22 protein-coding genes are annotated in these 25647 nt (G+C 55.4%); 18 read left to right on the forward strand and 4 right to left on the reverse strand.

Features of this window, described 5'->3' with window-relative positions; translation table 11 throughout:
* Positions 1-138 precede the first annotated feature (138 nt).
* Entirely contained in the window at positions 139-894 is a 756-nt protein-coding gene (locus JAO79_RS02365; RefSeq protein ID WP_320158927.1) for a substrate-binding periplasmic protein, read from the forward strand.
* Between the two features lie 54 nt (positions 895-948).
* Here JAO79_RS02365 and JAO79_RS02370 read toward each other — a convergent pair whose 3' ends face one another.
* Positions 949-2769, reverse strand: a complete 1821-nt coding sequence (locus tag JAO79_RS02370; protein ID WP_199005554.1) for an acyl-CoA dehydrogenase C-terminal domain-containing protein — start codon at positions 2767-2769, stop codon at positions 949-951.
* A 315-nt stretch (positions 2770-3084) separates the two neighbouring features.
* On the opposite strand from JAO79_RS02370, the gene JAO79_RS02375 reads away from it, so the two are divergent.
* The 17 genes from JAO79_RS02375 to glmS all read left to right on the forward strand — a co-directional run bounded on the left by JAO79_RS02375 (position 3085) and on the right by glmS (position 22649).
* Positions 3085-4176: an efflux RND transporter periplasmic adaptor subunit gene (locus JAO79_RS02375; protein ID WP_199005555.1), complete on the forward strand. Its 1092-nt coding sequence runs from the start codon at positions 3085-3087 to the stop codon at positions 4174-4176.
* Between the two features lie 3 nt (positions 4177-4179).
* Entirely contained in the window at positions 4180-7305 is a 3126-nt protein-coding gene (locus tag JAO79_RS02380) for an efflux RND transporter permease subunit (protein WP_199005556.1), read from the forward strand.
* Positions 7306-7690: 385 nt separating this feature from the next.
* Complete coding sequence (mnmG, locus tag JAO79_RS02385) at positions 7691-9577, forward strand: tRNA uridine-5-carboxymethylaminomethyl(34) synthesis enzyme MnmG (RefSeq protein WP_199005557.1); 1887 nt, start codon at positions 7691-7693, stop codon at positions 9575-9577.
* A gap of 9 nt (positions 9578-9586) precedes the next feature.
* Positions 9587-10231, forward strand: coding sequence for a 16S rRNA (guanine(527)-N(7))-methyltransferase RsmG (rsmG, locus tag JAO79_RS02390; protein ID WP_199005558.1), 645 nt, complete (start codon positions 9587-9589; stop codon positions 10229-10231).
* 23 nt (positions 10232-10254) lie between these two features.
* Positions 10255-11049, forward strand: a complete 795-nt coding sequence (locus JAO79_RS02395; RefSeq protein ID WP_199005559.1) for a ParA family protein — start codon at positions 10255-10257, stop codon at positions 11047-11049.
* 60 nt (positions 11050-11109) lie between these two features.
* Positions 11110-11991 (forward strand): ParB/RepB/Spo0J family partition protein, encoded by an 882-nt coding sequence (locus JAO79_RS02400; RefSeq protein ID WP_199005560.1) that lies wholly within the window; start codon positions 11110-11112, stop codon positions 11989-11991.
* 200 nt (positions 11992-12191) lie between these two features.
* On the forward strand, positions 12192-12599 hold the full coding sequence (locus tag JAO79_RS02405; protein ID WP_199005561.1) for an ATP synthase subunit I: 408 nt from the start codon (positions 12192-12194) through the stop codon (positions 12597-12599).
* Between the two features lie 15 nt (positions 12600-12614).
* A complete protein-coding gene (gene atpB, locus JAO79_RS02410; protein ID WP_199005562.1) occupies positions 12615-13469 on the forward strand; it encodes a F0F1 ATP synthase subunit A in 855 nt (284 codons plus the stop codon).
* A gap of 54 nt (positions 13470-13523) precedes the next feature.
* Positions 13524-13751 (forward strand): F0F1 ATP synthase subunit C, encoded by a 228-nt coding sequence (atpE, locus tag JAO79_RS02415; RefSeq protein WP_014423137.1) that lies wholly within the window; start codon positions 13524-13526, stop codon positions 13749-13751.
* A gap of 88 nt (positions 13752-13839) precedes the next feature.
* Positions 13840-14310 carry a F0F1 ATP synthase subunit B gene (locus tag JAO79_RS02420; RefSeq protein WP_199005563.1) on the forward strand — a complete coding sequence of 157 codons (471 nt, stop codon included), beginning with the start codon at positions 13840-13842 and terminating at the stop codon, positions 14308-14310.
* Positions 14311-14322: 12 nt separating this feature from the next.
* Positions 14323-14859, forward strand: coding sequence for a F0F1 ATP synthase subunit delta (locus JAO79_RS02425; protein ID WP_199005564.1), 537 nt, complete (start codon positions 14323-14325; stop codon positions 14857-14859).
* 28 nt (positions 14860-14887) lie between these two features.
* A complete protein-coding gene (gene atpA / locus JAO79_RS02430) occupies positions 14888-16432 on the forward strand; it encodes a F0F1 ATP synthase subunit alpha (protein ID WP_199005565.1) in 1545 nt (514 codons plus the stop codon).
* 70 nt (positions 16433-16502) lie between these two features.
* Positions 16503-17363 carry a F0F1 ATP synthase subunit gamma gene (atpG, locus tag JAO79_RS02435; protein ID WP_199005566.1) on the forward strand — a complete coding sequence of 287 codons (861 nt, stop codon included), beginning with the start codon at positions 16503-16505 and terminating at the stop codon, positions 17361-17363.
* 54 nt (positions 17364-17417) lie between these two features.
* Entirely contained in the window at positions 17418-18812 is a 1395-nt protein-coding gene (gene atpD / locus JAO79_RS02440) for a F0F1 ATP synthase subunit beta (RefSeq protein WP_199005567.1), read from the forward strand.
* A 37-nt stretch (positions 18813-18849) separates the two neighbouring features.
* Positions 18850-19272: a F0F1 ATP synthase subunit epsilon gene (locus JAO79_RS02445; RefSeq protein ID WP_199005568.1), complete on the forward strand. Its 423-nt coding sequence runs from the start codon at positions 18850-18852 to the stop codon at positions 19270-19272.
* Positions 19273-19422: 150 nt separating this feature from the next.
* The gene (glmU, locus tag JAO79_RS02450; RefSeq protein WP_199005569.1) at positions 19423-20787 is read left to right on the forward strand and encodes a bifunctional UDP-N-acetylglucosamine diphosphorylase/glucosamine-1-phosphate N-acetyltransferase GlmU; all 1365 of its coding nucleotides are present in this window, start codon (positions 19423-19425) and stop codon (positions 20785-20787) included.
* A 29-nt stretch (positions 20788-20816) separates the two neighbouring features.
* Positions 20817-22649: a glutamine--fructose-6-phosphate transaminase (isomerizing) gene (gene glmS / locus JAO79_RS02455; protein ID WP_199005570.1), complete on the forward strand. Its 1833-nt coding sequence runs from the start codon at positions 20817-20819 to the stop codon at positions 22647-22649.
* 16 nt (positions 22650-22665) lie between these two features.
* Here glmS and JAO79_RS02460 read toward each other — a convergent pair whose 3' ends face one another.
* From JAO79_RS02460 to JAO79_RS02470, 3 genes are read right to left on the reverse strand one after another with little or no spacing between them, the layout of a single operon-like run.
* Positions 22666-23433 (reverse strand): metal ABC transporter permease, encoded by a 768-nt coding sequence (locus JAO79_RS02460; protein ID WP_199005571.1) that lies wholly within the window; start codon positions 23431-23433, stop codon positions 22666-22668.
* The gene (locus tag JAO79_RS02465) at positions 23420-24343 is read right to left on the reverse strand and encodes a metal ABC transporter substrate-binding protein (RefSeq protein ID WP_227664299.1); all 924 of its coding nucleotides are present in this window, start codon (positions 24341-24343) and stop codon (positions 23420-23422) included. Before JAO79_RS02465 ends, JAO79_RS02460 begins: the two co-directional genes overlap by 14 nt.
* 1 nt (position 24344) lies before the next feature.
* The gene (locus JAO79_RS02470; protein ID WP_227664300.1) at positions 24345-25409 is read right to left on the reverse strand and encodes a hypothetical protein; all 1065 of its coding nucleotides are present in this window, start codon (positions 25407-25409) and stop codon (positions 24345-24347) included.
* Positions 25410-25647 lie beyond the last annotated feature (238 nt).

The following is a 25647-nucleotide window of genomic DNA, read 5'->3' on the forward strand; positions in this document are numbered from 1 at the left end:
GTGGCACCATTACGAAAACTAACAGTTTAATGCTCAACGAATGACCGGCAATCGGGTACTCTCTAGCCTCTAACATCCTATATTCGCTCAGGTTTTTTCTGATCGGCAATAGGTTATAAACGAGAAAGGAGAGTATCCGTGCGTAAATTGGGTCAATTCATAGCGTTGGTGGGCGCCCTTGCATTGGGCAGCGGAGCCGCGCCGGTGTCAGCTTCTGACAAGCTTTACATCTATACCGAGAATTTCCCTCCATACAACATGAGTGCCACCGGCCGTGCTTTTGAGCATAACGGTAACGAAGTGGACGGCATCTGTTCCGAGATGGTCAAAGCGATTCTGGATAAATCGGGTCTGGACCACGTTATCAAGCTGCGCAATTGGGATTACGGTTACAAACGTGCCCTGAGCAAACGAAACCACGGCATCTTTTGCACAACCTACACCGAAGAACGGGCGCCCAATTTTAAATGGGTGGGGCCGTTGACGAAGAACCTGTGGACAATTTTTGCTGCCCCGGGAACCAACCTGAACATCGACAAGCTGGAAGACACCAAAGGCATGTTGTACGGGGGGTATCGTAACGATGTGATGACCAACTACCTGCTGGATCGGGGCTACAAGGTGTCGGAAATGGAAAGTGATGACATCAACCCGAAGCGTTTGGAGCTTGGGCAGGTAGACTTGTGGATAGCCGACCGCCTGGCGGGGCCCTACTTTGCGTCGCAGCAGGATGTGGAAGGGTTGGAGCCGGTTTACTCGTTTAATGAAACCGAGCTGTATCTTGCGATGAATCCGAACACGTCAGATGAGATTATTGAGAAGTTGCAGGAGGGCCTGAAAGCCATCAAAGACAACGGGATGTATCAGGCTATCGAGACCAAATACGGACTCTGATGATCAAAAAACCCGGGTAGAACGTGCTACCCGGGTGAGAGGTTACCGGGAGAGTTATCCGGTAAAGGCCAAATTATCGGCTTCGATCTGCATCAGGTTACGGGTCGGGCTCAGCATGCTGGTGGCATGGCTTTGAGCACGGGGCAACAGACGCTCGTAGTAGAACTCGGCAGTGCTGATCTTGGTCTGGTAGAAGGCGTCTGATTCCTCACCGCCGTTCTCCAGCTTGTCAGTCGCGACCGCAGCCTGACGCAACCACATATACGCCATCGATACATAGCCGCTGTACATCAGGAAGTCATAAGCCGCTGCGCTGACAACATCCCGGTCTTTGCGAGCTGAAAGCATCACGCGAACCGTCAGCAGGTTCCACTGGGCGGTCAGTTTCAGCAGTTCTACGGCCATCGGGCGCAGAGTGCTGTTGGTCAGGTGCTTACGAGCAAAGTTCGCAACCTTCAGAGTGAACTCGCGTACCGCGCCACCCTGTGTCATCAGCAATACCTTACGGCCCAGCAGGTCCAGTGCCTGAATACCGGTGGTGCCTTCGTACAGTGTGGCAATGCGGGTATCCCGGGCGATCTGTTCCATACCGTGCTCACGGATGTAGCCGTGGCCACCAAATACCTGCATGCCCAGGCTTGCGGCTTCGTTGCCCAGCTCGGTCAGGAAGCCTTTCAGAATAGGCGTCAGGAAGCCCAGTTTGTCGTCGTGCTTTTTCGCGGCTTTTTCATCGTTGGCGGTGTGCGCTTCAACCATGTGGTCGGCGAATTTGGCTGCGTAGTACAGCATGGCGCGGCCGCCTTCGGCGATGGCTTTCTGAGTCAGCAGCATGCGGCGAACATCGGCATGGTGAATCAGGCTATCGGCCACCTGGTCCGGTTCTTTCTTGCCGGACAGCGCGCGCATGGAACGGCGGTCCTTGGCGTACTCCAGTGCCCACTGGTAAGACAGTTCGGCCGGGCCAACACCCTGAATGGCAGTACCGATACGAGCCGTGTTCATGAAGGTGAACATGCACTCCAGACCTTCGTTTTCGGGGCCGATCAGGTAACCGGTGGCGTCGTCAAAGTTCATCACGCAGGTGGCGGAAGCTTTGATGCCCATTTTCTTTTCAAGGCTGCCACAGTTCACGCCGTTGCGTTCACCCACGCCGCCGTCTTCGGTGGGCAGGAATTTCGGAACGATGAACAGGCTGATGCCGCGGGTACCGGCCGGAGCGCCCGGAAGGCGGGCCAGCACGATGTGGACAATGTTTTCGGTCAGGTCGTGATCACCGGACGAAATAAAGATCTTGGTGCCGGTCAGCTTGTAGGTACCGTCTTTCTGAGGCTCGGCTTTGGTTTTCACCTGGCCAAGGTCTGTACCGCACTGGGGTTCGGTCAAACACATGGTGCCGCCCCAACGGCCTTCCGTGAGGGGAACCAGATACGTTTGCTTCTGCTCGTCACTGCCGTGCAGGTAGATGGTGTTCATCGCACCCAGCGACAAACCCGGGTACATGGCGAATGACCAGTTGGCGGTACCCATCATTTCCTGTTTGAACAAGCCCATGGAGGCAGGCAGCCCCTGACCACCGAATTCTTCCGGCGCCGACAGACCCTGCCAGCCACCCATCACATACTTGTTATAGGCTTCTTTAAAACCTTTCGGTGTGGTTACTTCGCCGTTTTCCAGCTTGCAGCCTTCTTCATCACCGATCTGGTACAAGGGGCTCAGCTCTTCTTCACAGAATCGGCCGCACTCATTCAGGATGGCTTCAACAATATCCGGAGTAGCGTTCTCGCCAGAACTCAGGCCCGCGTAATGACGTGGATAATCGAACACGTCGTTCATCAAAAACTTCATATCCCGCAGGGGGGCTTTGTACTGAGGCATATCCAATCCTTCCCGTGTGCATTAGAGGGCTCAATGACCCTGATGCCTTTAGTTGTACGGCATTCGACGAAAGCTGCCATTGACGAAAAGCAGCTGGCGCAACGTCAGATTGGACAATTGGCTGAAATGACGGATAAGGAACCCGGCTCTAAGTGTGTAAATATTATGCAAACCCCTTTGGTTTCGAACGAGGCACATGGCGTGCCTCAGAAGACTCTTATAAGGTAAGTGGAACTGAATCCGTCAGTACCGGTCAGTCTGGATTCGGGGTGTGGATAACTCCAAACTTACATTGTCAACAGGTAGTGAAAGCACATGTGGAAGCAGTGGTTGGTTGGGCTGGCGGTTATCGTCACAGTGCTGGTGGGAGCGGGTATCTATCTGAACCAGCAACCCGTTGCGGAGGAGCAAAATCAGCGGGTGAAGCTGACGACTGTCAGTATCAGCAAACCGCAACTGCGCCAGATCAAAGACCAGATTTCTGCGGTCGGCAATCTGCGCCCGGTTGATTCTGTTGAATTAATGACCGAAGCCAGTGGTCGGGTGGTGGAGTTGAATCTGAGATCCGGTCAGCCGGTACAGCAAGGGCAGGTGCTTCTTCGCCTGGACGACCGGCAGGCCCGGGCCGATCTGGCGGTACTGAAAGCGCGTTTGTCGGACGCACGGCGGCAGTATGAACGAACCCGCCGTTTACGGGCCAACAACAGTGTATCCCAGGCCCAGGTGGATGAGTTGCAAACGTCTGTGGCCGTTGCTGCCGCCGAACTGGAAGCTGCCAAAGTACGGCTGGAAAACCATCGCATCGAAGCCCCCTTTGCCGGAGTAATCGGGCTTTCGGACATTAGTCTTGGCGCATTTCTGCAAGCCGGCAGCAGCATCACCACGCTGGATTCCAGCGGTCAGCTGGAATTGAACTTTTCAGTACCAGAGCGCTTTGTCGGTCAGGTCAGGGTTGGCCAACCAGTATCAGCGGTATCGCCAGCGTTTCCGGGAGAGAGTTTTGACGGCCAATTGGTACAGCTGGCTACCCGTATCAGTGAGCTCAGCCGCACCTTGGCGGTGCGCGCTGTGATAGATAACCCCGGCGGCAAATTACGGCCCGGTCAGTTTATGTCGGCCTCACTGACGTTACAGGAGCGGGAAGCGTTGGTGGTGCCGGAACAGGCGGTGATGGTGCGGGGGGATGAGAAGTATGTGTTTGTTGCGGAAGACGGCGTTGCTCGCCGCGTCCCAATCCAGATTGGTAATCGCATGCCAGGATGGGTGGAAATCACGGAAGGCCTGAGTCTCGAGGATGCTGTGGTGGTCACCGGGCAAGACCGGCTGAGTTCAGGGAACCGTATTCGCGTGCTTGAATCTGAGCGGTCGATTCCGGAAAACCGATTTGAATCTGTGCGGGAGTCCTGATTTATGGTGCTGTCCGATATTTCCATCAAGCGCCCGGTGTTCGCCACCGTTCTCAGCCTGTTAATCGTTGTCTTTGGACTCTCGGCGCTGTTCGGTTTGCCGGTACGGGAGTACCCGGACATTGACCCTCCCGTGGTGTCGGTTTCAACCGAATACACCGGCGCCGCGGCAGAGGTAGTGGATAGCCAGATCACGCAAGTGATTGAAGGAAGTATCAGCGGGATTGAAGGCATTCGGTCGATCGAATCGTCCACCGAGCAGGGAGAGTCCCGCACCAACATTGAATTCAACACCTCCCGGAACATCGATATCGCCGCCAACGACGTGCGGGATGCCGTATCGCGAATCTTGAACCGGCTGCCGGATGAAGCCGATCCCCCGGTAGTTCGTAAAGCCAACTCCGACGCGCGCCCCATGATGTGGGTCACCCTGACCAGCGAGGTCTGGGATGCGGCCGAACTCAGTGATTTCGCCGATCGGGTATTGAGCGATCGCTTTTCGGTGCTCGACGGGGTGGCCGACGTGCGTATTGGCGGCGAACGCCGTTACGCCATCCGGGTGTGGCTGGACAGGGAAAAGCTGGCGGCTCGAAACCTGACCGTCGCCGAAGTGGAGCAGGCACTTCGCGCCAACAACGTGGAATTGCCGGCAGGGACGGTGGATTCCGCCACTCGAAACTTCACCGTGCGTGCGGAAGGCCGGTTATCCACAGTGGATGAGTTCCGTAATCTGGTGGTACGCCGGGATGGCAACGAGCTTTTGCGTTTGGGGGAAGTGGCCAACGTACACATGGGGGTGGAATCGGATGTTGGCCGACTTCGCGCAAGCGGTCGGACCGCCATCGGTATGGGCATCATTCGCCAGTCGAAAGCGAATACCGTGGCCGTTTCCGATGCAGTGAAAGCGGAGCTGGAATCGATTCGGGAAACTCTGCCTCCCGAGGTGTCGATCGCCGAAAGCTATGACGAATCCATCTTCATCCGCGCCTCCATCAAAGAAGTGCTGATTACCTTGGCGATCTCGGTGTCGCTGGTGATTCTGGTGATTTTCCTGTTTTTGCGCTCCTGGCGCGCCACCTTGATACCGGCGGTAACCATACCCGTTGCGGTTATCGGTGCTTTCATCGGATTGGGTTTTCTGGGCTTTTCCATCAATGTGCTGACACTGCTGGCGGTTATTCTGGCGATTGGCCTGGTGGTGGACGATGCCATTGTGATGCTCGAGAACATTCAGCGCCGAATTGATGAGGGAGAACCGCCATTGCTGGCGGCCTATCACGGCGCCAAACAGGTCGCCTTTGCGGTGATTGCCACCACATTAACTCTGGTCGCGGTGTTCGTGCCGATTTCGTTTATGGGCGGTAACATCGGGCGGTTGTTTGCGGAGTTCGGTTTTACTCTGGCCGCCGCCGTCATTGTGTCGAGCCTGGTGGCGCTGACGTTAGCGCCCATGCTGTGTTCGAAATGGCTCAGGCATAGTCCGCAAACGGCAGAAGGGCACCGGTTGTGGGCATTCAGCGAAACGGTTTTGAACGGCCTGACGCGCGGCTACGAGAAAGCACTGCGGTTTGCTTTGAATCAGTCTGGCTTGCTGTTGGGGCTAGGTGTGGCCGGAATTGTAATTGCCGCAGTGATCTATCCCAATCTGCCGCAGGAACTGGCTCCGACCGAAGATCGCGGCGTGATCATCATGCCGGTGGGTGCGCCACGGGGATCGACGGTGGAGTTTACCGATCACTTTGTGCAACAGGCGGAACAGGAGCTGCTTGCCTATCTGGATGAAGGCATTGCACAGCGTTTTCTATCGATCGTCGGGTTTCGCAATGAAGAAGACAGCGCGTTTATGATCATGGGTCTGGTGCCTTGGGAGCAGCGCTCGGTCAAACAGCAACAGGTCACCAGCGAGATACGTAAAAAGATTGGGGATATCTCCGGTGTCCGAATTGCTGTGATCAACCCGCCGGGACTAGGGCAACGAGGGTTCAGTCAGCCTGTGGAGTTTGTCGTCGCTGGCCCGGATTACGAATCAGTACAAGCCTGGAGTGATGAAATCGTTGAGCGGGCCAAAGAAAATCCGAACCTGCTGAACGTAGACACGGATTTTGAGCTCACCCGTCCGGAATTGCGGGTCAACATCGACCGGGATAGGGCTGCCGACCTCGACATCACCGTGGAAGACGTCGGCCTGACGCTACAAACCATGCTCGCTTCTCGTCAAGTGACTACCTATATGGACCGGGGCCAGGAATACGATGTCATTGTTCAGGCGGAGGATTCCCAACGCGCAACGCCGGACGACCTGGAGCAGATATTTGTGCGGCCGAGGGCAGGGGGGCAACTAATTCCCTTGAAAGCCTTGGTGACTGTGGATGAAATCGGTGCCAATCCGGATCTCAAGCGTATTGATCGGTTGCCGGCGGTGGTGATCAGTGCCTCGCTGGCCGAGGGGTATGATCTGGGTACGGCGCTCAGTTATTTGAACAATCTGGCTGTGGATAACTTGCCGTCGGAAGCACGGGTGTCGTTCCGGGGCTTGTCACGGGAATTCGAGGAATCGTCATCGGCCATTCTGGTTACCTTTGCGTTGGCCTTCGTGATTGTCTTTTTGGTATTGGCTGCCCAGTTTGAAAGCTGGATTCACCCGCTCATCATCATGTTGTCTGTGCCCTTGGCGGTTACCGGTGCTCTGCTGGCGTTGGCCTGGTCGGGGATCAGCCTGAATATATACAGCCAGATCGGCATCATTATGCTGTTAGGACTGATGGCCAAGAACGGAATACTTATTGTTGAATTTGCCAACCAGCTTCGTGATCAGGGGTATCAAGTGCGGGATGCCATTCTGGAAGGTGCTATTCTCCGTTTTCGGCCGGTGTTGATGACCACGATATCCACAGTCTTCGGCGCAGTGCCCCTCGTGCTCGCCACCGGCGCCGGGGCGGAAAGTCGCGCCGCGATAGGTGTGGTTATCCTGGGTGGGCTGATTTTTGCGACCACGCTGACGCTGTTCATTATTCCCGTGCTGTATAACTTGTTGGCCCGATTTGCGAAATCCTCCAATGCTGTGGAAAAAGAGCTGGAACGCCTTTCTGAAGGCTCGGTTAAGGCGCAGGAGGAGATTCGTGCGTCTTGATCCACGCCTATGGCCCGAATTGCCTGTATTGTTTTGTGGATAACTTGTTTGATAAGTTCTGGAAGAGATCTGGATCTTTGATTTAAAAGTATTATATATCAGTGTTTTAGGGTTGTTTTTGGCGGATTTTTTGACCCGTTTTTTCTGTGGATAAAACCTTTGAAAACGTGTAAGGAGCTATTCACAAGCCACTGAAATACCGCTGATTTCCGAAGGTTTCGGTTGATGATAAAGCTGACTTTTTGTCGCGTTTTCGGATTGATCAGGGTTGGTGATTTGGGATTACACGTAATCTGGTCAAAAATTGCACATTTTGACTGCAATCTCTCCGTCGAAGCGGTATACTCCCGCCCCTGATTTTATCCCCCGATTCCCGAGGTGTAGTGTGGATTTTCCAACCCGTTTCGATGTCATAGTCATTGGTGGTGGCCATGCCGGTACTGAAGCTGCTTTGGCGGCCGCGCGCATGGGCTCGGCAACCCTGTTGCTTACCCACAACATTGAAACTTTGGGGCAGATGTCCTGTAACCCCGCCATTGGCGGTATTGGCAAGAGCCATCTGGTGAAAGAGATCGATGCTTTGGGCGGTGCCATGGCCCGTGCCACTGATCAGTCCGGCATCCAGTTCCGCGTACTGAATGCCCGTAAGGGCCCGGCCGTTCGTGCCACACGTGCTCAGGCCGACCGTGTACTGTATAAAGCCGCGATTCGCCACACTCTGGAAAACCAGCCAAACCTTACGCTGTTCCAGCAAGCGGCCGACGATTTGATTGTGGAAAACGATCAGGTGGTCGGTGTGGTGACCCAAACCGGTATCCGTTTTAACGCGAAAACCGTGGTGCTCACTACCGGTACTTTCCTGGGCGGAGTTATCCACATCGGTATGCAGAATCATGCCGGTGGCCGAGCGGGCGACGCGCCCGCCAACGCCTTGGCCAAGCGCCTGCGAGAACTGCCTTTTAATGTAGGGCGCCTGAAAACCGGAACGCCGCCGCGCATTGATGCCCGCACGGTGGATTTTTCGGTCATGCAAGAGCAGTGGGGCGATACCCCGGCGCCGGTTATGTCCTTTATTGGCAGCCGCGACGAGCATCCGGAACAGATTTGTTGCTACGTTACCCGCACCACCGAAGAAACCCACGACATCATCCGCAGCGGCTTCGACCGCTCGCCCATGTTCGCGGGCAATATTGAAGGTGTTGGGCCGCGCTACTGCCCGTCGATTGAAGACAAGGTGAATCGCTTTGCCGACAAGGATTCACACCAGATATTTGTTGAGCCGGAAGGTTTGACCACCAACGAGCTGTACCCGAATGGTATTTCCACCAGCTTGCCGTTCGATATCCAGCTCAAAGCGGTGCAATCCATTCCCGGATTTGAAAATGCCCACATACTGCGCCCGGGCTACGCCATTGAGTACGATTACCTGAACCCGCAGGATCTTCGGCACACCTTGGAAACCAAGTTTATCCAGGGGCTGTATTTTGCCGGCCAGATCAACGGTACTACCGGGTACGAAGAAGCCGGAGCGCAAGGTTTGCTGGCGGGCATCAATGCGTCGTTGCGCGCGCAGGATAAAGACGAATGGTACCCGCGCCGGGACGAAGCGTATCTGGGCGTGTTGGTTGATGATTTGATCACCATGGGCACCAGTGAGCCTTACCGCATGTTCACCAGCCGTGCCGAATACCGTTTGATTCTGCGTGAAGACAACGCCGACCTGCGGTTGACTGAAACCGGACGCAAGCTGGGGCTGGTTGATGATGACCGCTGGCAGAAGTTCTGCGAAAAGAGCGAAGCCATCGTCAGCGAGCGTCGTCGTCTGGAAGAAACCCGTATTCACCCGAACACGGAAGCGGGTGAGCGCGCTAACGGATTCCTTAAGCAGCCGATGACCCGTGATCAATCGCTGGCCGAGCTGCTACGCCGCCCCGAAATCGTGTACCAGCACATTGCCGATATTGGCGGTGAGTGTGCGGAAGACCCGGTTGTGGCCGAGCAAGTGGAAATTGAAGTCAAATACGAAGGCTACATTTCCCGCCAGGCCGATGAAATCGAGCGTCTGCGCAAGAACGAGAATACCCGGTTGCCGGTAGACCTGGATTACGATGTGATCGGTGGTTTATCCAACGAGATCAAACAAAAGCTGCAGGAAGTGCGCCCGGAAACGGTTGCCCAGGCTTCTCGCATCCAGGGCGTGACCCCGGCCGCGATCAGTCAGATCCTCGTTCACCTGAAAAAGCGGGACCTTCTCCGCAAGCAAAGCGCCTGATCCAACTCTATGACTTATCCACAGTGGCAGAGCCAGCTCGAAGACGGGCTGGCTGAAATGCAGCTTTCTTTGAGTGATGGCCAGCAACAACAGTTGCTGGCTTTTCTCGCTCTCCTGAACAAATGGAACAAAGCCTACAACCTTACCGCTGTCCGCGATGAGCGGGTGATGGTGTCGCGCCAGCTATTGGATAGCTTGAGCATCATGCCTTGGGTAACCACCGATCACTTGCTTGATGTCGGTGCCGGTGGTGGTATGCCCGGTATCCCCCTTGCCATCGTATTTCCCGACACACGCTTCACACTGTTGGACAGCAACGGCAAGAAAACCCGATTCCTGAATCAGTGTGTATTGGAATTGGGATTGAAGAACGTGGAGGTTATTCACGGCCGCGCCGAAGATTGCCAGCCTGAGCAGCCGTTTCAGCAGATCAGCAGCAGGGCGTTTACCGCGCTTGAAAATCTGGTGTCCTGGTGTGGACAACTTTTGGCGCAAGACGGTGAGTTTCTTGCGATGAAAGGTCAGTATCCGGATGATGAAGTAGCTGCCCTTCCAAGCCAATGGCAGGTAGAATCCAACCATTCTCTGAAAGTGCCCGGTGCCGATGGTGAACGACACCTGTTGATCGTCACCCGACACCCATCATCCCGGTAACCCGCAATAGCAGGAGGCAAAGCATGACGCGCGTGATTGCAGTGACCAATCAAAAAGGCGGTGTGGGTAAAACCACCACCTGCGTCAATCTTGCTGCGTCACTGGTCGCTATCAAGCGCCGGGTTTTGCTGGTCGATATGGATCCACAGGGCAACGCCACCATGGGCAGCGGTGTGGATAAAAACGCCCTTGAGCTGTCCGGCTACGATCTTCTGACCAAGCGGGCAACGGCAGACGAAGTTTTGGTGAAAACCGATCCAGCCGGGTTCGACCTGTTGCCAGGCAACGGTGACCTGACCGCTGCCGAAGTTGAATTGATGAACGAGATCGGTCGTGAACACCGGTTGCGCCTGGCGTTGAGTGACGTGAGGGACAATTACGACTACATTCTGATCGACTGTCCGCCGTCACTGAACCTGTTAACCGTGAATTCACTTTCGGCGGCTGATTCTGTGCTGATCCCGATGCAGTGTGAATATTACGCGCTGGAAGGTTTGGCGGCTTTGATGAACACCGTGGAACAAATAAAGGAAACGGTGAATCCCCAGTTAGAGATGGAAGGCATCCTGCGCACCATGTACGATCCGCGCAACAGCCTGACACTGGATGTATCCGGGCAGCTGCGGGAGTATTTCGGCGATAAGGTCTATCGCGCGGTGATTCCCCGTAACGTGCGACTGGCGGAAGCGCCGAGCTATGGCATGCCGGCCCTGAATTACGACAAAGCGTCGAAAGGCGCCATTGCCTACCTGGCGATGGCCGGTGAGATGGTCCGCCGGCACGGAACAAAAAAGACATCCAGCGCCGTTGCGGTGTAACATAGTTCGCCGTCAGGCAACCATGCATCCATTATTTCACTAGGAAGAATGACTACTACCATGGCGGCGAAGAAGCGAGGCTTGGGCGAACGTGGTTTAGGAGCTCTGTTGCAGGGTTCCAAAGTGAACCTCAATCAGAGCAGCGAAAGTGCAAAGCGCGACGGCGAGATGCAGGACATACCTGTTGATCTTATTCAGCGTGGTCGTTACCAGCCGCGCCGTGATATGGATCCGGCCGCGTTGCAGGAACTAGCAGACTCCATTCGCCAACAAGGTGTCATGCAGCCGGTTGTGGTACGTGCCATTGACGATGGCCGCTATGAGTTGATTGCCGGTGAGCGTCGTTGGCGCGCCACTCAGCTGGCCGAGTTGGACAGCATCCCCGCCATCATCCGTGAAGTGCCGGATGAAGCCGCCATCGCCATGGCGCTGATCGAAAACATTCAACGTGAAAACCTGAATCCCATCGAAGAAGCCTTCGCGCTACAGCGTTTACAAGACGAGTTCGGTCTGACTCAGGCCCAGGTGGCCGAGGCTGTGGGTAAGTCCCGTACCACCATTACCAACCTCCTGCGTTTGATCGGTCTGACCGAAGACGTCCGGACCATGCTGGAGCACGGCGATCTCGAAATGGGTCATGGCCGGGCCATGCTGACGCTGCCACCGGAGCAGCAAATGCAAGTGGCGCGGCAGGTTGTTGCCAAATCCCTTTCTGTGCGGCAGACCGAAGCACTGGTTCGGCGGTTGCAGCAGGAATCCCCGGAAGAGAAGGGTGAAGAAAAAGCAGCGCTTGATCCTAACATTCGCGCCCTGCAAGACGATCTTTCCGAGCGTTTAGGCGCACGGGTATCGATCGCTCATGGCAAGCGGGGCAAGGGAAAGCTGGTAATCGAATACACATCGTTGGATGAGCTTGACGGAATATTGGGCCATATTCGCTGACACCCGAAAATTTCGCGAAATCATCCGAAAGGCCTAGTATCACCAGCAAACACCAGATGTGGTTGTACCATAGGTTGCAGACCACAACTTGTGTGAAATTGAAGCGTCTGACATCCGGCGCTGATCAAAAAACGCCCGAATTTTCCCAACGACTCAGTTGAACAGCTATCGGTTAACACATATAATTCCGCGCGCTTGGAATGACAGTAGGTGATATGACCCGTTATAGGAAAGCCATCACGTACGTGCCGCTGGCGAAGTGGCTCACCATAGAGATGGCCACACTGATCATTCTCAGCCTGTTTTGGTTAACAGAAAGTCGTTTGGCTGGTTATTCCGCGTTTATCGGCGGTCTTATTTTTGTCATACCAAACGCGTATTTTGCCCACCGGACCTTTCGGTATCAGGGCGCCCGCCAAATTCATGTGGCGGTTGGAAATATGTTCAGGGCCGAGAGCATTAAACTCGCCCTTACCGCAATTTTTTTTGCGGCCGTTTTCACTTTAATGGAGCCAGTACATGTACCGGCTCTGTTATTCACTTTTGCTGTGATGGTTGTGTTGGGTACGGCATTACGCTGGCTCATCCGGCCGCAACCACAGCGATGACTGGACGAGAGCAGTATGGCAGCTGATACCCCAGTAGAGTATATAAAACACCACCTAACCAACCTTACCTATGGCAAGCTTCCGGCTGGCTATGAGCGGGCTGACGGCAGTGTGATGCAGGAGGCCGGCTGGTCTTTTGCAACCACCGCTCAGGAAGCTGCAGACATGGGTTTCATGGCGATCCACGTGGATACCATGGGTTGGTCCCTCGCAATGGGCCTTCTGTTTCTGGGCTTGTTCCGTTTTGCCGCTTCTCGGGTAACCGAAGGTGTGCCGACCGGACTGCAAAACCTGGTAGAAGTGTGTTTCGAGTTTATCCAAGGGCTTGTCCGTGACGTATTCCACGGCAAAAACCCTCTGATTGCGCCATTGGCGCTGACGATTTTCGTCTGGATTTTCCTGATGAACGTCCTGAAGCTGATTCCTGTGGATTTCATCCCGTCTCTGGCGCACGCCATGGGTCTGGAATACTTCAAGATCGTACCGACCACCGATCCAAACGCCACCTTTGGTATGTCGTTTGGGGTGTTCCTGCTGATCTTGTTCTACAGCTTCAAGGTGAAAGGCGTCAGTGGCTTCAGCAAGGAGCTGGCGTTTAACCCGTTCAACCATTGGTCCATGATTCCGGTCAACCTGATGCTCGAGATCCTGGCTTTGATCATCAAGCCAATCAGTCTGGCACTGCGTTTGTTCGGTAACATGTACGCCGGTGAAGTTGTGTTTATCCTGATTGCCTTGTTGCCGTTGTGGATCCAGTGGACGCTGAACGTACCCTGGGCTATTTTCCACATTCTGGTTATCCCGCTTCAGGCGTTTATTTTTACCGTGCTGACTGTGGTTTACCTCAGTGCGGCGCACGAAGATCACTGATTTACCCTTAAATACACAAACCCTTAACTATCTGAAAAAACTGAGGAGTTCTCAATGGAAATGGTATTTATCGCAGCTGCGTTGATCATCGGTCTGGGTGCTTTGGGCGCCGGTATCGGTTTCGGTCTGCTGGGCGGCAAGCTGCTTGAATCTACTGCTCGTCAGCCAGAAATGGCTAACCAGCTGCAAACTAAAGCCTTCATCATGGCTGGTCTGCTTGACGCCGTTCCCATGATCGGTGTTGGTATCGCGATGTACCTGATCTTCGTTGTTGCTGGTTAATTAGACCGCGAATGCAGGGCGCTGGTGCACAACACCGCGCCCTATTTCCGGAAACCAGGACGCAACGAATAGCAAGAGGTATATTGCCGTGAATATAAACCTTACGTTGATAGGGCAATCAATTGCCTTCGCTATTTTCGTCTGGTTCTGCGTCAAGTATGTATGGCCGCCGATCACGGCAGCCATGGAAGCGCGCCAGAAGAAAATTGCAGACGGCCTTTCCGCCGCAGACCGTGCATCCCTTGATCTTGAGCTTGCTCAAGAGAAAGCGGCGAAGGAACTGCGCACAGCGAAGGAAGAAGCTGCAGCCCTGATTGACCAGGCCAACAAGCGTGCCGCCCAGATCGTCGAAGCCTCCAAGGACGACGCTCGCAAAGAAGGCGAAAAGCTTATTGAACAGGCCAGGGCAGAAATTCAACAGGAGCGTGTTCAGGCTCGCGACGCACTGAGAAATGAAGTAGCAGCTTTGGCTGTTGCCGGTGCCGAGAAGATTCTGGAAACCTCTGTCGACGGCAAAGCTCACAGCGAGATGCTGGAAAAGCTGGCCGCAGAACTCTAATAGAGGGTCATCATGGCAGAACTAACTACGTTAGCCCGACCCTACGCGAAAGCCGTTTTTAAAGCCGCGCAGGACCAGAACGCCGTTGATCAGTGGGATCAGGCTCTGGCTTTCGCAGCTCAGGTTGCGGCTGACCAAGAGGTAGTGAACATCCTGGCCAATCCTGGCCTGTCTGAGCAACGCAAGGCGGAACTCTTCGCAGACTGTTTTGAAGAGCCGCTGCCTGAAGCACTCAGAAACTTCCTGTTGATTCTTGCTGAAAACAAGCGTCTGGCCCTGTTGCCAGAAGTTTCTGCGTTATTCGCTCTGTATCGTGCAGATCTGGAGCAATCCGTTAAGCTGACAATCGATACCGCATTCGAGCTGTCAGGCGACGAGCAACAGAAACTGATTGACGCATTGTCCAGAAAGCTGGAGCGCAAGGTTGAGCTTGAAACCGCAGTGGATCAGTCTCTGATCGGCGGCGTGGTAGTACGCACAGGCGACCTGGTTATCGACGCTTCAGTCCGTGGCAAGCTGGCCAGAATGGCCAAGGCTCTGGGCTCCTGATTTCAGCACAAGGTTTGAGGACAAAGGCATGCAGCAACTGAATCCATCCGAGATCAGTGACATCATCAAGAAGAGAATCGAGAAACTCGACATCTCTTCCGAAGCAAAGAACGAAGGTACGATCCTTTCCGTTTCTGACGGTATCGTACTGATTCACGGTCTGGCCGACGTTATGTACGGCGAGATGATTGAATTTGCCAACGGCACTTACGGTATGGCGCTGAACCTTGAGCGTGATTCTGTTGGTGCGGTTGTTCTGGGCGACTACCAGGACCTGGCCGAAGGTCAGAAAGTCCGTTGTACTGGTCGTATCCTGGAAGTACCGGTTGGTAACGAACTGCTGGGCCGTGTAGTAGACGGTCTGGGTAACCCGATCGACGGCAAGGGCGAGCTGGGCAACACTCAGACCTCTCCGGTTGAGAAGGTTGCACCGGGCGTTATCGCTCGTCAGTCCGTTGATGAGCCGGTACAGACTGGTCTGAAAGCGATCGACACCATGGTTCCAATCGGTCGTGGTCAGCGTGAGCTGATCATCGGTGACCGTCAGATTGGTAAGACCGCAGTTGCGATCGACGCGATCATCAACCAGAAGAACACTGGCATCAAGTGTATCTACGTTGCGGTTGGTCAGAAGCAGTCGTCCATCGCGGCGGTTGTGCGTAAGCTCGAAGAGCACGGCGCTATGGACCACACCATCATCGTTGCCGCCGGCGCCGCCGATCCTGCAGCTATGCAGTTCCTGGCTCCGTACTCCGGTACCTCCATGGGTGAATTCTTCCGCGACCGCGGTGAAGACGCTCTGATCGTATACGATGATCTGTCCAAGCAGGCTGTTGCTTACCGTCAGATTTCCCTGTTGCTGCGTCGTCCGCCAGGACGTGAAGCATACCCGGGTGACGTTTTCTACCTGCACTCCCGTCTGCTGGAGCGTGCTTCTCGCATCAACGCTGAAGAAGTAGAAAAGCTGACCAACGGCGAAGTGAAAGGCAAGACCGGTTCCTTGACCGCTCTGCCAATCATCGAAACCCAGGCGGGTGACGTTTCTGCGTTCGTTCCGACCAACGTGATCTCCATCACCGACGGTCAGATCTTCCTGGAAACCAACCTGTTTAACTCCGGTATCCGTCCTGCCATGAACGCAGGTATCTCGGTATCGCGGGTAGGTGGTGCAGCTCAGACCAAGATCATGAAGAAGCTCGGCGGTAGCATCCGTCTGGCACTGGCTCAGTACCGTGAACTGGCGGCATTCGCCCAGTTCGCTTCTGATCTTGACGAAGCGACCCGTAAGCAGCTTGAGCATGGTCAGCGCGTAACCGAGCTGATGAAGCAGAACCAGTACAGCCCGATGACTGTGGCTGAAATGGGTACTGTGCTGTTCGCAGCAAACGAAGGCTTCCTTGACGATGTTGACGTAGACAAGGTTGTGAACTTTGAAGCACAACTTCTGGACTGGATGCGTGCCGAGCAGAAAGAACTGCTCGACCAGATCGGTCCTGAAGGTAAGTTCAACGACGACATCGCTGCCGGCCTGAAAGCTGCTCTGGAGAAATTCAAGACCACTCAGAGCTGGTAAATCCATTAGGCCCGCCGATAAGCGGGCCTGCTGGTCCCTTTGAGTGTCTAACTTGAAAAGGCAGTGACTTATGGCCGTCGGAAAAGAAATACGTAACCAGATCGGAAGCATCAAGAGCACGCAGAAGATCACTTCCGCCATGGAAATGGTGGCGGCGAGTAAGATGCGTAAAGCTCAGGAACGCATGCAGGCGACTCGCCCGTATGCGGAAAAGATGCGTCAGGTAATCGGACATATTGCCAAGTCCAATAAAGATTACCGTCATCCGTTCATGCAGGAGCGTGAGGTCAAGCGGGTAGGCTACATTGTAGTTTCCTCAGACCGTGGCCTGTGTGGTGGTTTGAACACTAACGCGTTCAAACTGCTCGTGCGCGAAATGCGTGAATGGAAAGAAAAAGGTATTGAGACCGATATCTGTGCCATCGGCCAGAAAGCCGCCTCCTTTTTCCGCAGCTACGGCGGAAATGTGGTGGCAGCCCTGACCCACATGGGTGATAACCCAAGTGCGGAACAGCTGATTGGCAGCGTGAAGGTGATGCTGGACGCGTTTGAGGAAGGCAAGATTGACCGCCTGTTCCTCATTAGCAACGAATTCGTGAACACCATGACGCAAAGCCCGAAGTCAGAGCAGCTCTTGCCTCTGCCGGAAGGTTCAGATGACGACATCGGTCGCCAGTGGGATTACATCTACGAGCCGGACTCACGTCCGATTCTTGACGGGTTGATGCCACGTTATATCGAATCCCAGGTGTATCAGGGTGTGGTAGAAAATCTGGCCTGTGAACAGGCCGCCCGGATGATCGCTATGAAGAGCGCGACTGACAACGCTGGTGGCATCATTGATGAGCTCCAGTTGGCCTACAACAAGGCCCGTCAGGCAGCGATCACACAAGAGATTTCGGAGATCGTGAGCGGCGCAGCATCTGTTTGATAGCGCTCACTAACCTACTGGTTTTATTGACTACTAGATAACGAGGAACCGAGCATGAGTAGCGGACACATCGTTCAGATCATTGGCGCGGTTATCGACGTGGAATTCCCACGTGACTCCGTGCCAAGCGTTTACGACGCACTGCTGCTTGAAGGTGGCGAAACAACTCTGGAAGTCCAGCAGCAGCTGGGCGACGGCATTGTACGTACCATCGCCATGGGCAGCACCGAAGGCCTCAAGCGTGGCCTGAAAGCAGAAAACACCGGCAAGCCGATTTCTGTACCTGTTGGTACAAAAACTCTGGGCCGGATTATGGATGTTCTGGGTCGTCCCATCGACGAGGCTGGCCCAATCGGTGAAGAAGAGCGTTGGGGCATTCACCGTAAAGCACCGGGTTATGCTGATCAGTCAGCCTCTGCCGACCTTCTGGAAACCGGCATCAAGGTTATCGACCTGATCTGCCCGTTCGCCAAGGGTGGTAAAGTTGGTCTGTTCGGTGGTGCCGGTGTTGGTAAGACCGTTAACATGATGGAACTGATCAACAATATCGCGAAAGAGCACTCCGGTCTCTCCGTATTCGCCGGTGTTGGTGAGCGGACTCGTGAAGGTAACGACTTCTACTACGAAATGAAGGAGTCTAACGTTCTGGATAAAGTAGCGATGGTCTACGGCCAGATGAACGAGCCCCCAGGAAACCGTCTGCGTGTAGCACTGACCGGTCTGACCATGGCTGAGAAGTTCCGTGACGAGGGTCGTGACGTACTGTTGTTCGTTGACAACATTTACCGTTACACCCTGGCCGGTACTGAGGTATCTGCACTGCTGGGCCGTATGCCTTCAGCGGTTGGTTACCAGCCGACTCTGGCCCAGGAAATGGGTGAGCTTCAGGAGCGTATCACCTCCACCAAAGATGGCTCTATCACTTCTATCCAGGCGGTATACGTACCTGCGGATGACTTGACTGACCCGTCCCCAGCCACCACCTTCTCGCACCTTGACGCGACCGTGGTACTGAGCCGTGACATCGCTTCCAAGGGTATCTACCCGGCGATCGATCCGCTCGACTCCACTTCCCGTCAGCTGGATCCGCTGGTGATTGGTGAGCAGCACTACAACGTTGCTCGTGGTGTTCAGAACGTTCTGCAGCGTTACAAAGAACTGAAAGACATCATCGCCATTCTGGGTATGGACGAGCTGTCAGAAGACGACAAGCTGATCGTATCCCGCGCACGTAAGATTGAGCGTTTCCTGTCTCAGCCTTTCCACGTTGCTGAAGTATTCACCGGTTCCCCCGGTAAGTACGTGTCTCTGAAAGAGACCATCGCCAGCTTCGAAGGAATTCTTAACGGCGACTACGATGACATGCCAGAGCAGGCGTTCTACATGTGCGGCGGCATCGAAGAAGCAATTGAGAAAGCTAAGGCAATGAAGGAGAAGGAAGGTAAGTAACACCTTTCTTCACTTTCAGACGCAAGAGGCGTAAGAAATGGCTATGACCGTACATTGTGACGTCGTAAGTGCCGAAGAGAAAATTTACTCCGGTCTGGTGGAGATGTTAATCGCCACCGGTACCGAGGGTGAGCTTGGTATTCAGTTTGGCCATGCTCCGCTACTGTCTGCGCTCAAGCCGGGCGCAGTGCGGATCATCAAACAGGGTGGCGCTGAGGAAATTCTGTACGTATCCGGTGGATACCTCGAAGTACAGCCGAACCTCGTGACCCTGATGGCCGACTCTGCAATTCGTGCGAAAGATGTAGACGAAGCTGCAGCTCTGGAAGCCCAGAAGGAAGCCGAGAAGGCACTGGCAAACAAATCAGGTGAGTTTGAATACTCCCGGGCCGCAGCAGAGTTGGCAGAAGCCGCCGCTCAGCTGCGCACTATCCAGAAACTGCGCAAGAACCTGCGATAAGCAGTGCTTGCGTCAGTGCCCGGACAGGCCTGACAGTGAACCGCATCCGCAGGTGGCGGGCGCTGGTGTTCCGAAAGGAAACCAGCCGCCCCTCATCGGGATGCGGTTTTTTACTATGAGATGACCAACGAATTTGGAGTTGATCGCCCCATGAATCCGTTACACGTTGTTATTCTGGCCGCCGGTCAGGGTTCAAGGATGAAATCCGCACTGCCGAAAGTGTTACACCCGGTAGCCGGCAAAGCCATGCTGCATCACGTTGTTGAAACGGCGAAACAGCTGGGCGCAGAAAAAATACACACAGTGATCGGTCATGGTGCGGATCAGGTACGGGCATCCCTGCAGGACGACAGCGTCAACTGGGTGCTGCAAACCGAGCAATTAGGCACCGGCCACGCGGTAGCCCAAGCGTTGCCCGACTTGCCGGACGACGCCCGGGTACTGGTGTTGTACGGCGATGTACCGCTAACCAGCAAAGACACCTTGCAAGGCATGGTGCAAGAGCTCAACGACGAGCGCCTGGCCTTGCTCACGGTCGATCTGGACAACCCGCAGGGTTACGGTCGGATTGTGCGCAGTGCGGAAGGGCAGGTACAGGCGATCGTTGAGCAAAAAGACGCCACCGAAGAGCAGCAGGCGATCAAAGAAGTAAACACCGGCATCTTGGCGGTTTCCGCCAAGCACCTGAAGAGTTGGTTACCCACGCTCTCGAACAGTAACGCCCAGGGTGAGTACTACCTGACCGACATCATTGCCATGTCGGTAGAACACGGTTTGAGCGTGGCGGTATCCCAGCCACAAACGGCTTTTGAAGTGCAGGGCGTGAATAACCGCCTGCAACTGGCCGAACTGGAGCGTTGGTATCAGCTTCAGCAAGCCGAACGATTGATGACCGAGGGCGCCACTCTGGCTGATCCTGCCCGCGTTGATGTGCGTGGCGAGCTTATCATTGGCAACGACCTGTGGATTGATATCAACGTCGTTTTTGAAGGCAAGGTTAGCCTTGGCAGCAACGTGAGCATTGGCCCGGGCTGCGTCATTAAAGATGCCACCATCGCCGATGGTGCCGAGATCAAAGCTAATAGCGTGATCGAAGGTGCCGTAGTTGGCGCTAACGCCCAAATCGGACCCTTTGCACGACTGCGCCCCGGTACCGAGTTGTCAGCCAATACAAAGGTGGGCAATTTCGTGGAAACTAAGAAAGCCATCGTGGGTGAGGGCAGCAAGATCAACCACCTTAGTTACGTGGGCGATGCCTCTCTTGGCCGTAATGTGAATGTAGGTGCAGGTACAATCACCTGCAATTATGATGGGGTGAACAAGTTCCGCACCGAATTGGGTGACGGCGTGTTTGTCGGCTCCAATACCTCCTTGGTGGCCCCCGTAAAAGTCGAGGAAGGCGCAACCATTGGCGCGGGCTCGACCATTACCCGAGACGTTGCCGAAAACGATTTGGCCGTAGCTCGTGGCAAACAACGGAATATTTCAGGCTGGGAACGGCCGAAAAAAGCGTAAAGACCGATTAACGAACAGGTGATAGCAGCATGTGTGGGATTGTAGGAGCGGTTTCTGAACGGGATGTCCAGGGAATTCTGCTGGAGGGTCTGCGCCGACTCGAGTATCGGGGTTACGACTCCGCCGGTATGGCCGTTGTAAGTTCCGAGGCTCAGGTACAGCGTGCCCGGGAAGTGGGTAAGGTGGCTGCACTGGCCGACGCGATCGAAGCCAACCCTGTTGCCGGACACATGGGCATTGCCCACACCCGTTGGGCCACCCACGGTGAGCCGTCGCAGCTGAATGCCCACCCGCATATGTCGGGTGAGCGCCTGGCCATCGTTCATAACGGCATCATCGAGAATTATCAGGAACTGCGCGATGAACTGATCGCCGAAGGCTACGAGTTTACCTCCCAGACCGATACTGAAGTGGTTGCGCACCTGATCAACAAGCACTATCAGGCTGACAGCAACCTGTACAAAGCGGTGAAAACGGCAATGACCCGCTTGCGCGGCGCCTACGCCCTGGCGGTTGTCCACGCCGACGAGCCGGATCACATGGTGGTATCCCGTGAAGGCAGCCCGCTGGTTATCGGTGTGGGTATTGGCGAAAACTTCATTGCTTCTGACCAGTTGGCTTTGTTGCCGGTAACCGATCGGTTCATGTTCCTGGAAGAAGGCGACATCGCCGACATCCGCAAGGACAAGATCGCCATCGAAGACCGCGATGGCAACGTGGTTGAACGCAGCATCACGCGCTTCGAGCACGCTTCGGATTCGGCCGATAAAGGCGAATACCGCCACTACATGCTGAAAGAAATCTACGAGCAGCCCAAGGTGGTCAAAGCCACCATGACCGGCCGCATCACCGACAGCCGCGTTCTGGAACAGGCTTTGGGTACCGACGCTGCCAAATTGCTGGAAAACGTTCGCCACGTTCAGATCATTGCCTGTGGTACGTCTTACCACGCCGGTATGGTGGCCCGTTACTGGATTGAAGAACTGGCCGGCGTGCCCTGTTCGGTTGAGGTGGCCTCCGAGTTCCGTTACCGCAAGCACGTGATCCAGCAGGACACCTTGTTCCTGTGCATTTCTCAGTCTGGTGAAACCGCAGACACCCTGGCGGCTCTGCGGCAGGCGAAAAAAGCCGGCTTCCGTGCGGCACTGGCCATTTGTAACGTACCGGGCAGCTCCTTGGTGCGCGAATCCGACCTGGTGATCATGACCCAGGCCGGCCCGGAAATTGGTGTTGCGTCTACCAAAGCTTTCACTACTCAGCTGGTAGCCTTGTTGTTGTTCTCGGTGGCTTTGGCCCGTCATAACGGCCTGAGTGAAGAGAAAGAAGCTGAAATCGTTGAAGCCTTGCACCTGGTGCCCGGCCAGGTGAGCGACGTTCTGGCATTGGACGCTGAAATCGAAAATATGTCCAAAGCCTTTATGGACAAGAACCACAGCTTGTTCCTCGGCCGTGGATCACAGTATCCGGTGGCGATGGAAGGAGCCCTGAAGCTGAAGGAAATCTCCTACATCCACGCCGAAGCCTATCCGGCCGGTGAGCTGAAGCATGGGCCTTTGGCGTTGGTAGACAGCGAGATGCCGGTAGTGACGGTCGCGCCGAACAACGACCTGGTTGAGAAGCTCAAATCCAACCTCGAAGAGGTGCGTGCCCGCGGCGGAGAGCTGTTCGTGTTTGCCGATAAAGAAGCCGGCGTGAAGGCCGAGCCCGGTATTCATGCAATGCAGCTGCCCTCGGTGCACGAAATTACCGCGCCGATCGTTTACACCGTGCCCCTGCAGCTGCTGTCGTACCATGTTGCGGTACTGAAGGGCACCGACGTAGACCAGCCTCGTAACCTGGCCAAGAGCGTCACGGTGGAATAAGCTCCCACCGTGATGTCTAGCAACGGCCGGTTTCCGGCCGTTGCGCACCCGGCAAACCTGCAGCGAGCCAGAGCATCGCTGCAGAGAGTGTGGCGATCACGATAGCGGGCCCCACCGGTACATCGAAAAGCACGGAACACACGATGGCCGCCAGGTGCCCGGCAACCGCACAAATGGCGGCGGCCAATGGTGGCTTACCCTTGAGCGAGCCGGCAATCAATGGTGTGATGATCAACGTTGCGAACACCACGTAAATGCCAGCCAACGACACCGAGTAGGTCACTGCAATCGCAAACACCGGCATGAACGCTGCGCCGGAAAGCCACCCAGACCACTTCCAGGTAAGTAGCCAGACAAGTGCGGCCAGTATCGCGGTTGCCACGACCAGCTCCCGACTCGCCCATAGCAGATCGCCGGCGGCTGCTCGTTGCAGTGCTTGGGCGCCATGCGGATCGTCACTTACCAGCAGTACTGCCAGACTGGCACCCACCACATACAGCAGGCCTATCCAGGCCTCTTTGCTTTCACTGAACAGCCTGAAAATCAGGTGCACGGCCATGGCCGCGAGCAGGGCAAATATCAGACTGCTCACCGGCGCTCCGGCCAGCGTGTGGTTCGGCAGCAGATACATGCCCGCCAGAGTGCCCAGTGCAGCCCATTGCGCGATCGCAAGATCGGCGAAGATCACCCCTCGGGCAATCACCTGATAGCCAAGCGGCACCAGCAGCAGGCACAGTAGTGCACTGCCGAACACCGGTAGAAGCAGCCACTCAAAACCCGCCATCAGAAACCTCTGCCACGCTTGTTTCAAGACGGTTCACGATCATGGAAATCAGCTCGGCCAGCGTGTCGGTTTCCGGATCGTCAGTGACCGTGCCCGGTAGCACAACAACCGGCTTTCCTGTTCGCTCGGCCAGCCACTGCGCAGGTTTTCGGCTCTGGTGGCTGGCAATCAGGATCGCCGATGCCTTGTCCAGCGCCGGATCGGTCAGCAACTGACTCAGATGACTGGCGCTGGGTGGCAGCCCCGGTTTCGGTTCTAAATCCACGGTGGAGCCCACACCCAGCCAGTTCAACAGGTAGATGAAGCCGGTGTGCTGGACGACAACGGAGTGCCCTTCCAAGGTTTTCGCACTTTCGCGCCATTGTTCCCGGTGGCTGTTCCAGTTCACGCGCCACGTTATGTAACGAGCAAAAATATCGGCCGAGTGTTCAGGCCTGAGTTCGCCGAGGCGCTGGGCCAGTGCTTCGGTAATCTTGGGTAGCTGATCCGGCGATAGATGCACATGGGGATTGCCCTCCGGGTGTACGTCCCCCATGCTGCGGTCTACGTGATCATGAGGCGCATGCAACTGGGCATGATCGGCCGCAAAGAACAGGCCTGGGCGGCCCGGCTGAACCTTTCGATTGCCCGCCCGCTGCAGCAACATTGGCAACCAGCCAGCCTCCAGAGAAGCCCCCGTGCACACCGCGATATCCGCCCGGCCAATGGCCGCGATCAGGCTTGGCCTTGCTTCAATGTAGTGGGGGTCCTGCAGGTAGCTGGTGGCCGTTGTAACGTGAGCGTCTGGCATCAATGCTCGGGTCAGGGTTGCCCACTCGGGCTCACAGGCAAATACATGGAAATCTGCCCGGGCTGGCAAAGAAACCAGCCCGATCAGAACACACAGAATGAGGGGTCGTGATTGGCGCATATCAATAGCCATGAGCGCCGTGGGCGCCGAGCGACATTACATATTGCACCGCAACGGTGTTATCCGCCTTGCTGAACCCGGTTGCCGACTGATGCGTGTACTGCAGCCTGACGGTCGAAAAGTGAGAGCGCGACCAGCTCAACATCACGTCTGTTTCTTGCAGGTCCTGCTTGTGGAAGTGGTCACCGTGGGCTTCACTCAGTTCGACCTCACCATATCGGAGCCCCGCAGACCACTGGGGTGAAAATTGGTGAACAGCCGACACGTACCAGCCTTCATGAACGTCATCGGAGGTCGCGAATTCGTTCAGGTCATCGGCATACAGGTATTCTGCACTGAGCGTCACCTGCTGCTCACGGGTGTTGCCATTCGGAGACCACTTCCAAACGGCATCGGCGATGTAGAGATTCTCACCGGTGTAAGAGGCGCCATGACTGTGAGCGTGACCGGCTTCATGGCTGTGCCCGTGATCATGATGATGACCCCCTTCATCAGCCTCGGCACTGGTCTGGCGGTTGTGCAGATAGGACAGCCCCGCTTGCCAGCTTTGAGAAACAGACAGGTCTCCGCCAACTCGGGTATTCACGGTGTACACGCCAATATCCTCGTCGCCTTCAGAGAGCTGATTACCACTGAACGCCTCGGCTCCGATCTGCCAGAAAAATGGTGTGGGCAAAAGGGCGTTCAAACGCAGGCCGGTGTCGTAGTAATGGCTGCCCAACAGCGCGCGATAGGCGGCAGGGCGCTCCACAAAGTCGTCTTCGTGCAGGTGTCGGCCATTAAGATAGCCGACTTGCGAAAGGAAACGACCGGCGCGGACACTCAGCCCGGCGGGTAGGCCATTGGTCTGCAGGTAAGCTTCTTCAATCAATACTTCGCTCTCGCCGTCGTGCTCCTCGAAAACGGCGGTGAGTCTCCCCGAGAACAGGTCATCGATGGGGGATGAGAGCGACAGTTCGGTATGCCCCAGCCCAAAGCCTTGATCACGGTGTGACAGCGCGGTGTCGTTCTGCTTGTAGTAGCCATCCAGTGTCAGGCTGACATCGGGGTTTAGTTCGTTTGCCATGGCGCCGGTTGCCGGCAGTGCGAGCGTAAGGGTGGCCAAAGAAATAGTAGGGCGAAACCTAAATACTCGACGAAGAGCAAACGAGAAAGGCAGGGATGGGTAGGGCATACAATATCCTATAGATGTTATAACATTGCGTTCAGGGTTTGAAAGAATTAATTGAGCAGCACATTTGGTGTCAGATGACTCGAATTCTGTATTCTTAAGGTGTGTCTACGAATCTCCGAGAATGTTATGT

The sequence above is a fragment of the Marinobacter litoralis genome (assembly GCF_016427555.1).
Classification (GTDB): domain Bacteria; phylum Pseudomonadota; class Gammaproteobacteria; order Pseudomonadales; family Oleiphilaceae; genus Marinobacter; species Marinobacter litoralis_A.

Bases quoted from the DNA above. Each gene is read 5' to 3' on its own strand.
- JAO79_RS02400 (WP_199005560.1), top strand. From the start codon at position 11,110: ATGGCGGCGAAGAAGCGAGGCTTGGGCGAACGTGGTTTAGGAGCTCTG.
- glmU (WP_199005569.1), top strand. From the start codon at position 19,423: ATGAATCCGTTACACGTTGTTATTCTGGCCGCCGGTCAGGGTTCAAGG.
- atpB (WP_199005562.1), top strand. From the start codon at position 12,615: ATGGCAGCTGATACCCCAGTAGAGTATATAAAACACCACCTAACCAAC.
- JAO79_RS02375 (WP_199005555.1), top strand. From the start codon at position 3,085: ATGTGGAAGCAGTGGTTGGTTGGGCTGGCGGTTATCGTCACAGTGCTG.
- atpD (WP_199005567.1), top strand. From the start codon at position 17,418: ATGAGTAGCGGACACATCGTTCAGATCATTGGCGCGGTTATCGACGTG.
- JAO79_RS02470 (WP_227664300.1), bottom strand. From the start codon at position 25,409: ATGGCAAACGAACTAAACCCCGATGTCAGCCTGACACTGGATGGCTAC.
- rsmG (WP_199005558.1), top strand. From the start codon at position 9,587: ATGACTTATCCACAGTGGCAGAGCCAGCTCGAAGACGGGCTGGCTGAA.
- atpG (WP_199005566.1), top strand. From the start codon at position 16,503: ATGGCCGTCGGAAAAGAAATACGTAACCAGATCGGAAGCATCAAGAGC.
- atpA (WP_199005565.1), top strand. From the start codon at position 14,888: ATGCAGCAACTGAATCCATCCGAGATCAGTGACATCATCAAGAAGAGA.
- JAO79_RS02395 (WP_199005559.1), top strand. From the start codon at position 10,255: ATGACGCGCGTGATTGCAGTGACCAATCAAAAAGGCGGTGTGGGTAAA.
- glmS (WP_199005570.1), top strand. From the start codon at position 20,817: ATGTGTGGGATTGTAGGAGCGGTTTCTGAACGGGATGTCCAGGGAATT.
- JAO79_RS02380 (WP_199005556.1), top strand. From the start codon at position 4,180: ATGGTGCTGTCCGATATTTCCATCAAGCGCCCGGTGTTCGCCACCGTT.
- JAO79_RS02370 (WP_199005554.1), bottom strand. From the start codon at position 2,769: ATGCCTCAGTACAAAGCCCCCCTGCGGGATATGAAGTTTTTGATGAAC.
- atpE (WP_014423137.1), top strand. From the start codon at position 13,524: ATGGAAATGGTATTTATCGCAGCTGCGTTGATCATCGGTCTGGGTGCT.
- JAO79_RS02460 (WP_199005571.1), bottom strand. From the start codon at position 23,433: ATGGCGGGTTTTGAGTGGCTGCTTCTACCGGTGTTCGGCAGTGCACTA.
- JAO79_RS02445 (WP_199005568.1), top strand. From the start codon at position 18,850: ATGGCTATGACCGTACATTGTGACGTCGTAAGTGCCGAAGAGAAAATT.
- JAO79_RS02405 (WP_199005561.1), top strand. From the start codon at position 12,192: ATGACAGTAGGTGATATGACCCGTTATAGGAAAGCCATCACGTACGTG.
- JAO79_RS02465 (WP_227664299.1), bottom strand. From the start codon at position 24,343: ATGCGCCAATCACGACCCCTCATTCTGTGTGTTCTGATCGGGCTGGTT.
- JAO79_RS02425 (WP_199005564.1), top strand. From the start codon at position 14,323: ATGGCAGAACTAACTACGTTAGCCCGACCCTACGCGAAAGCCGTTTTT.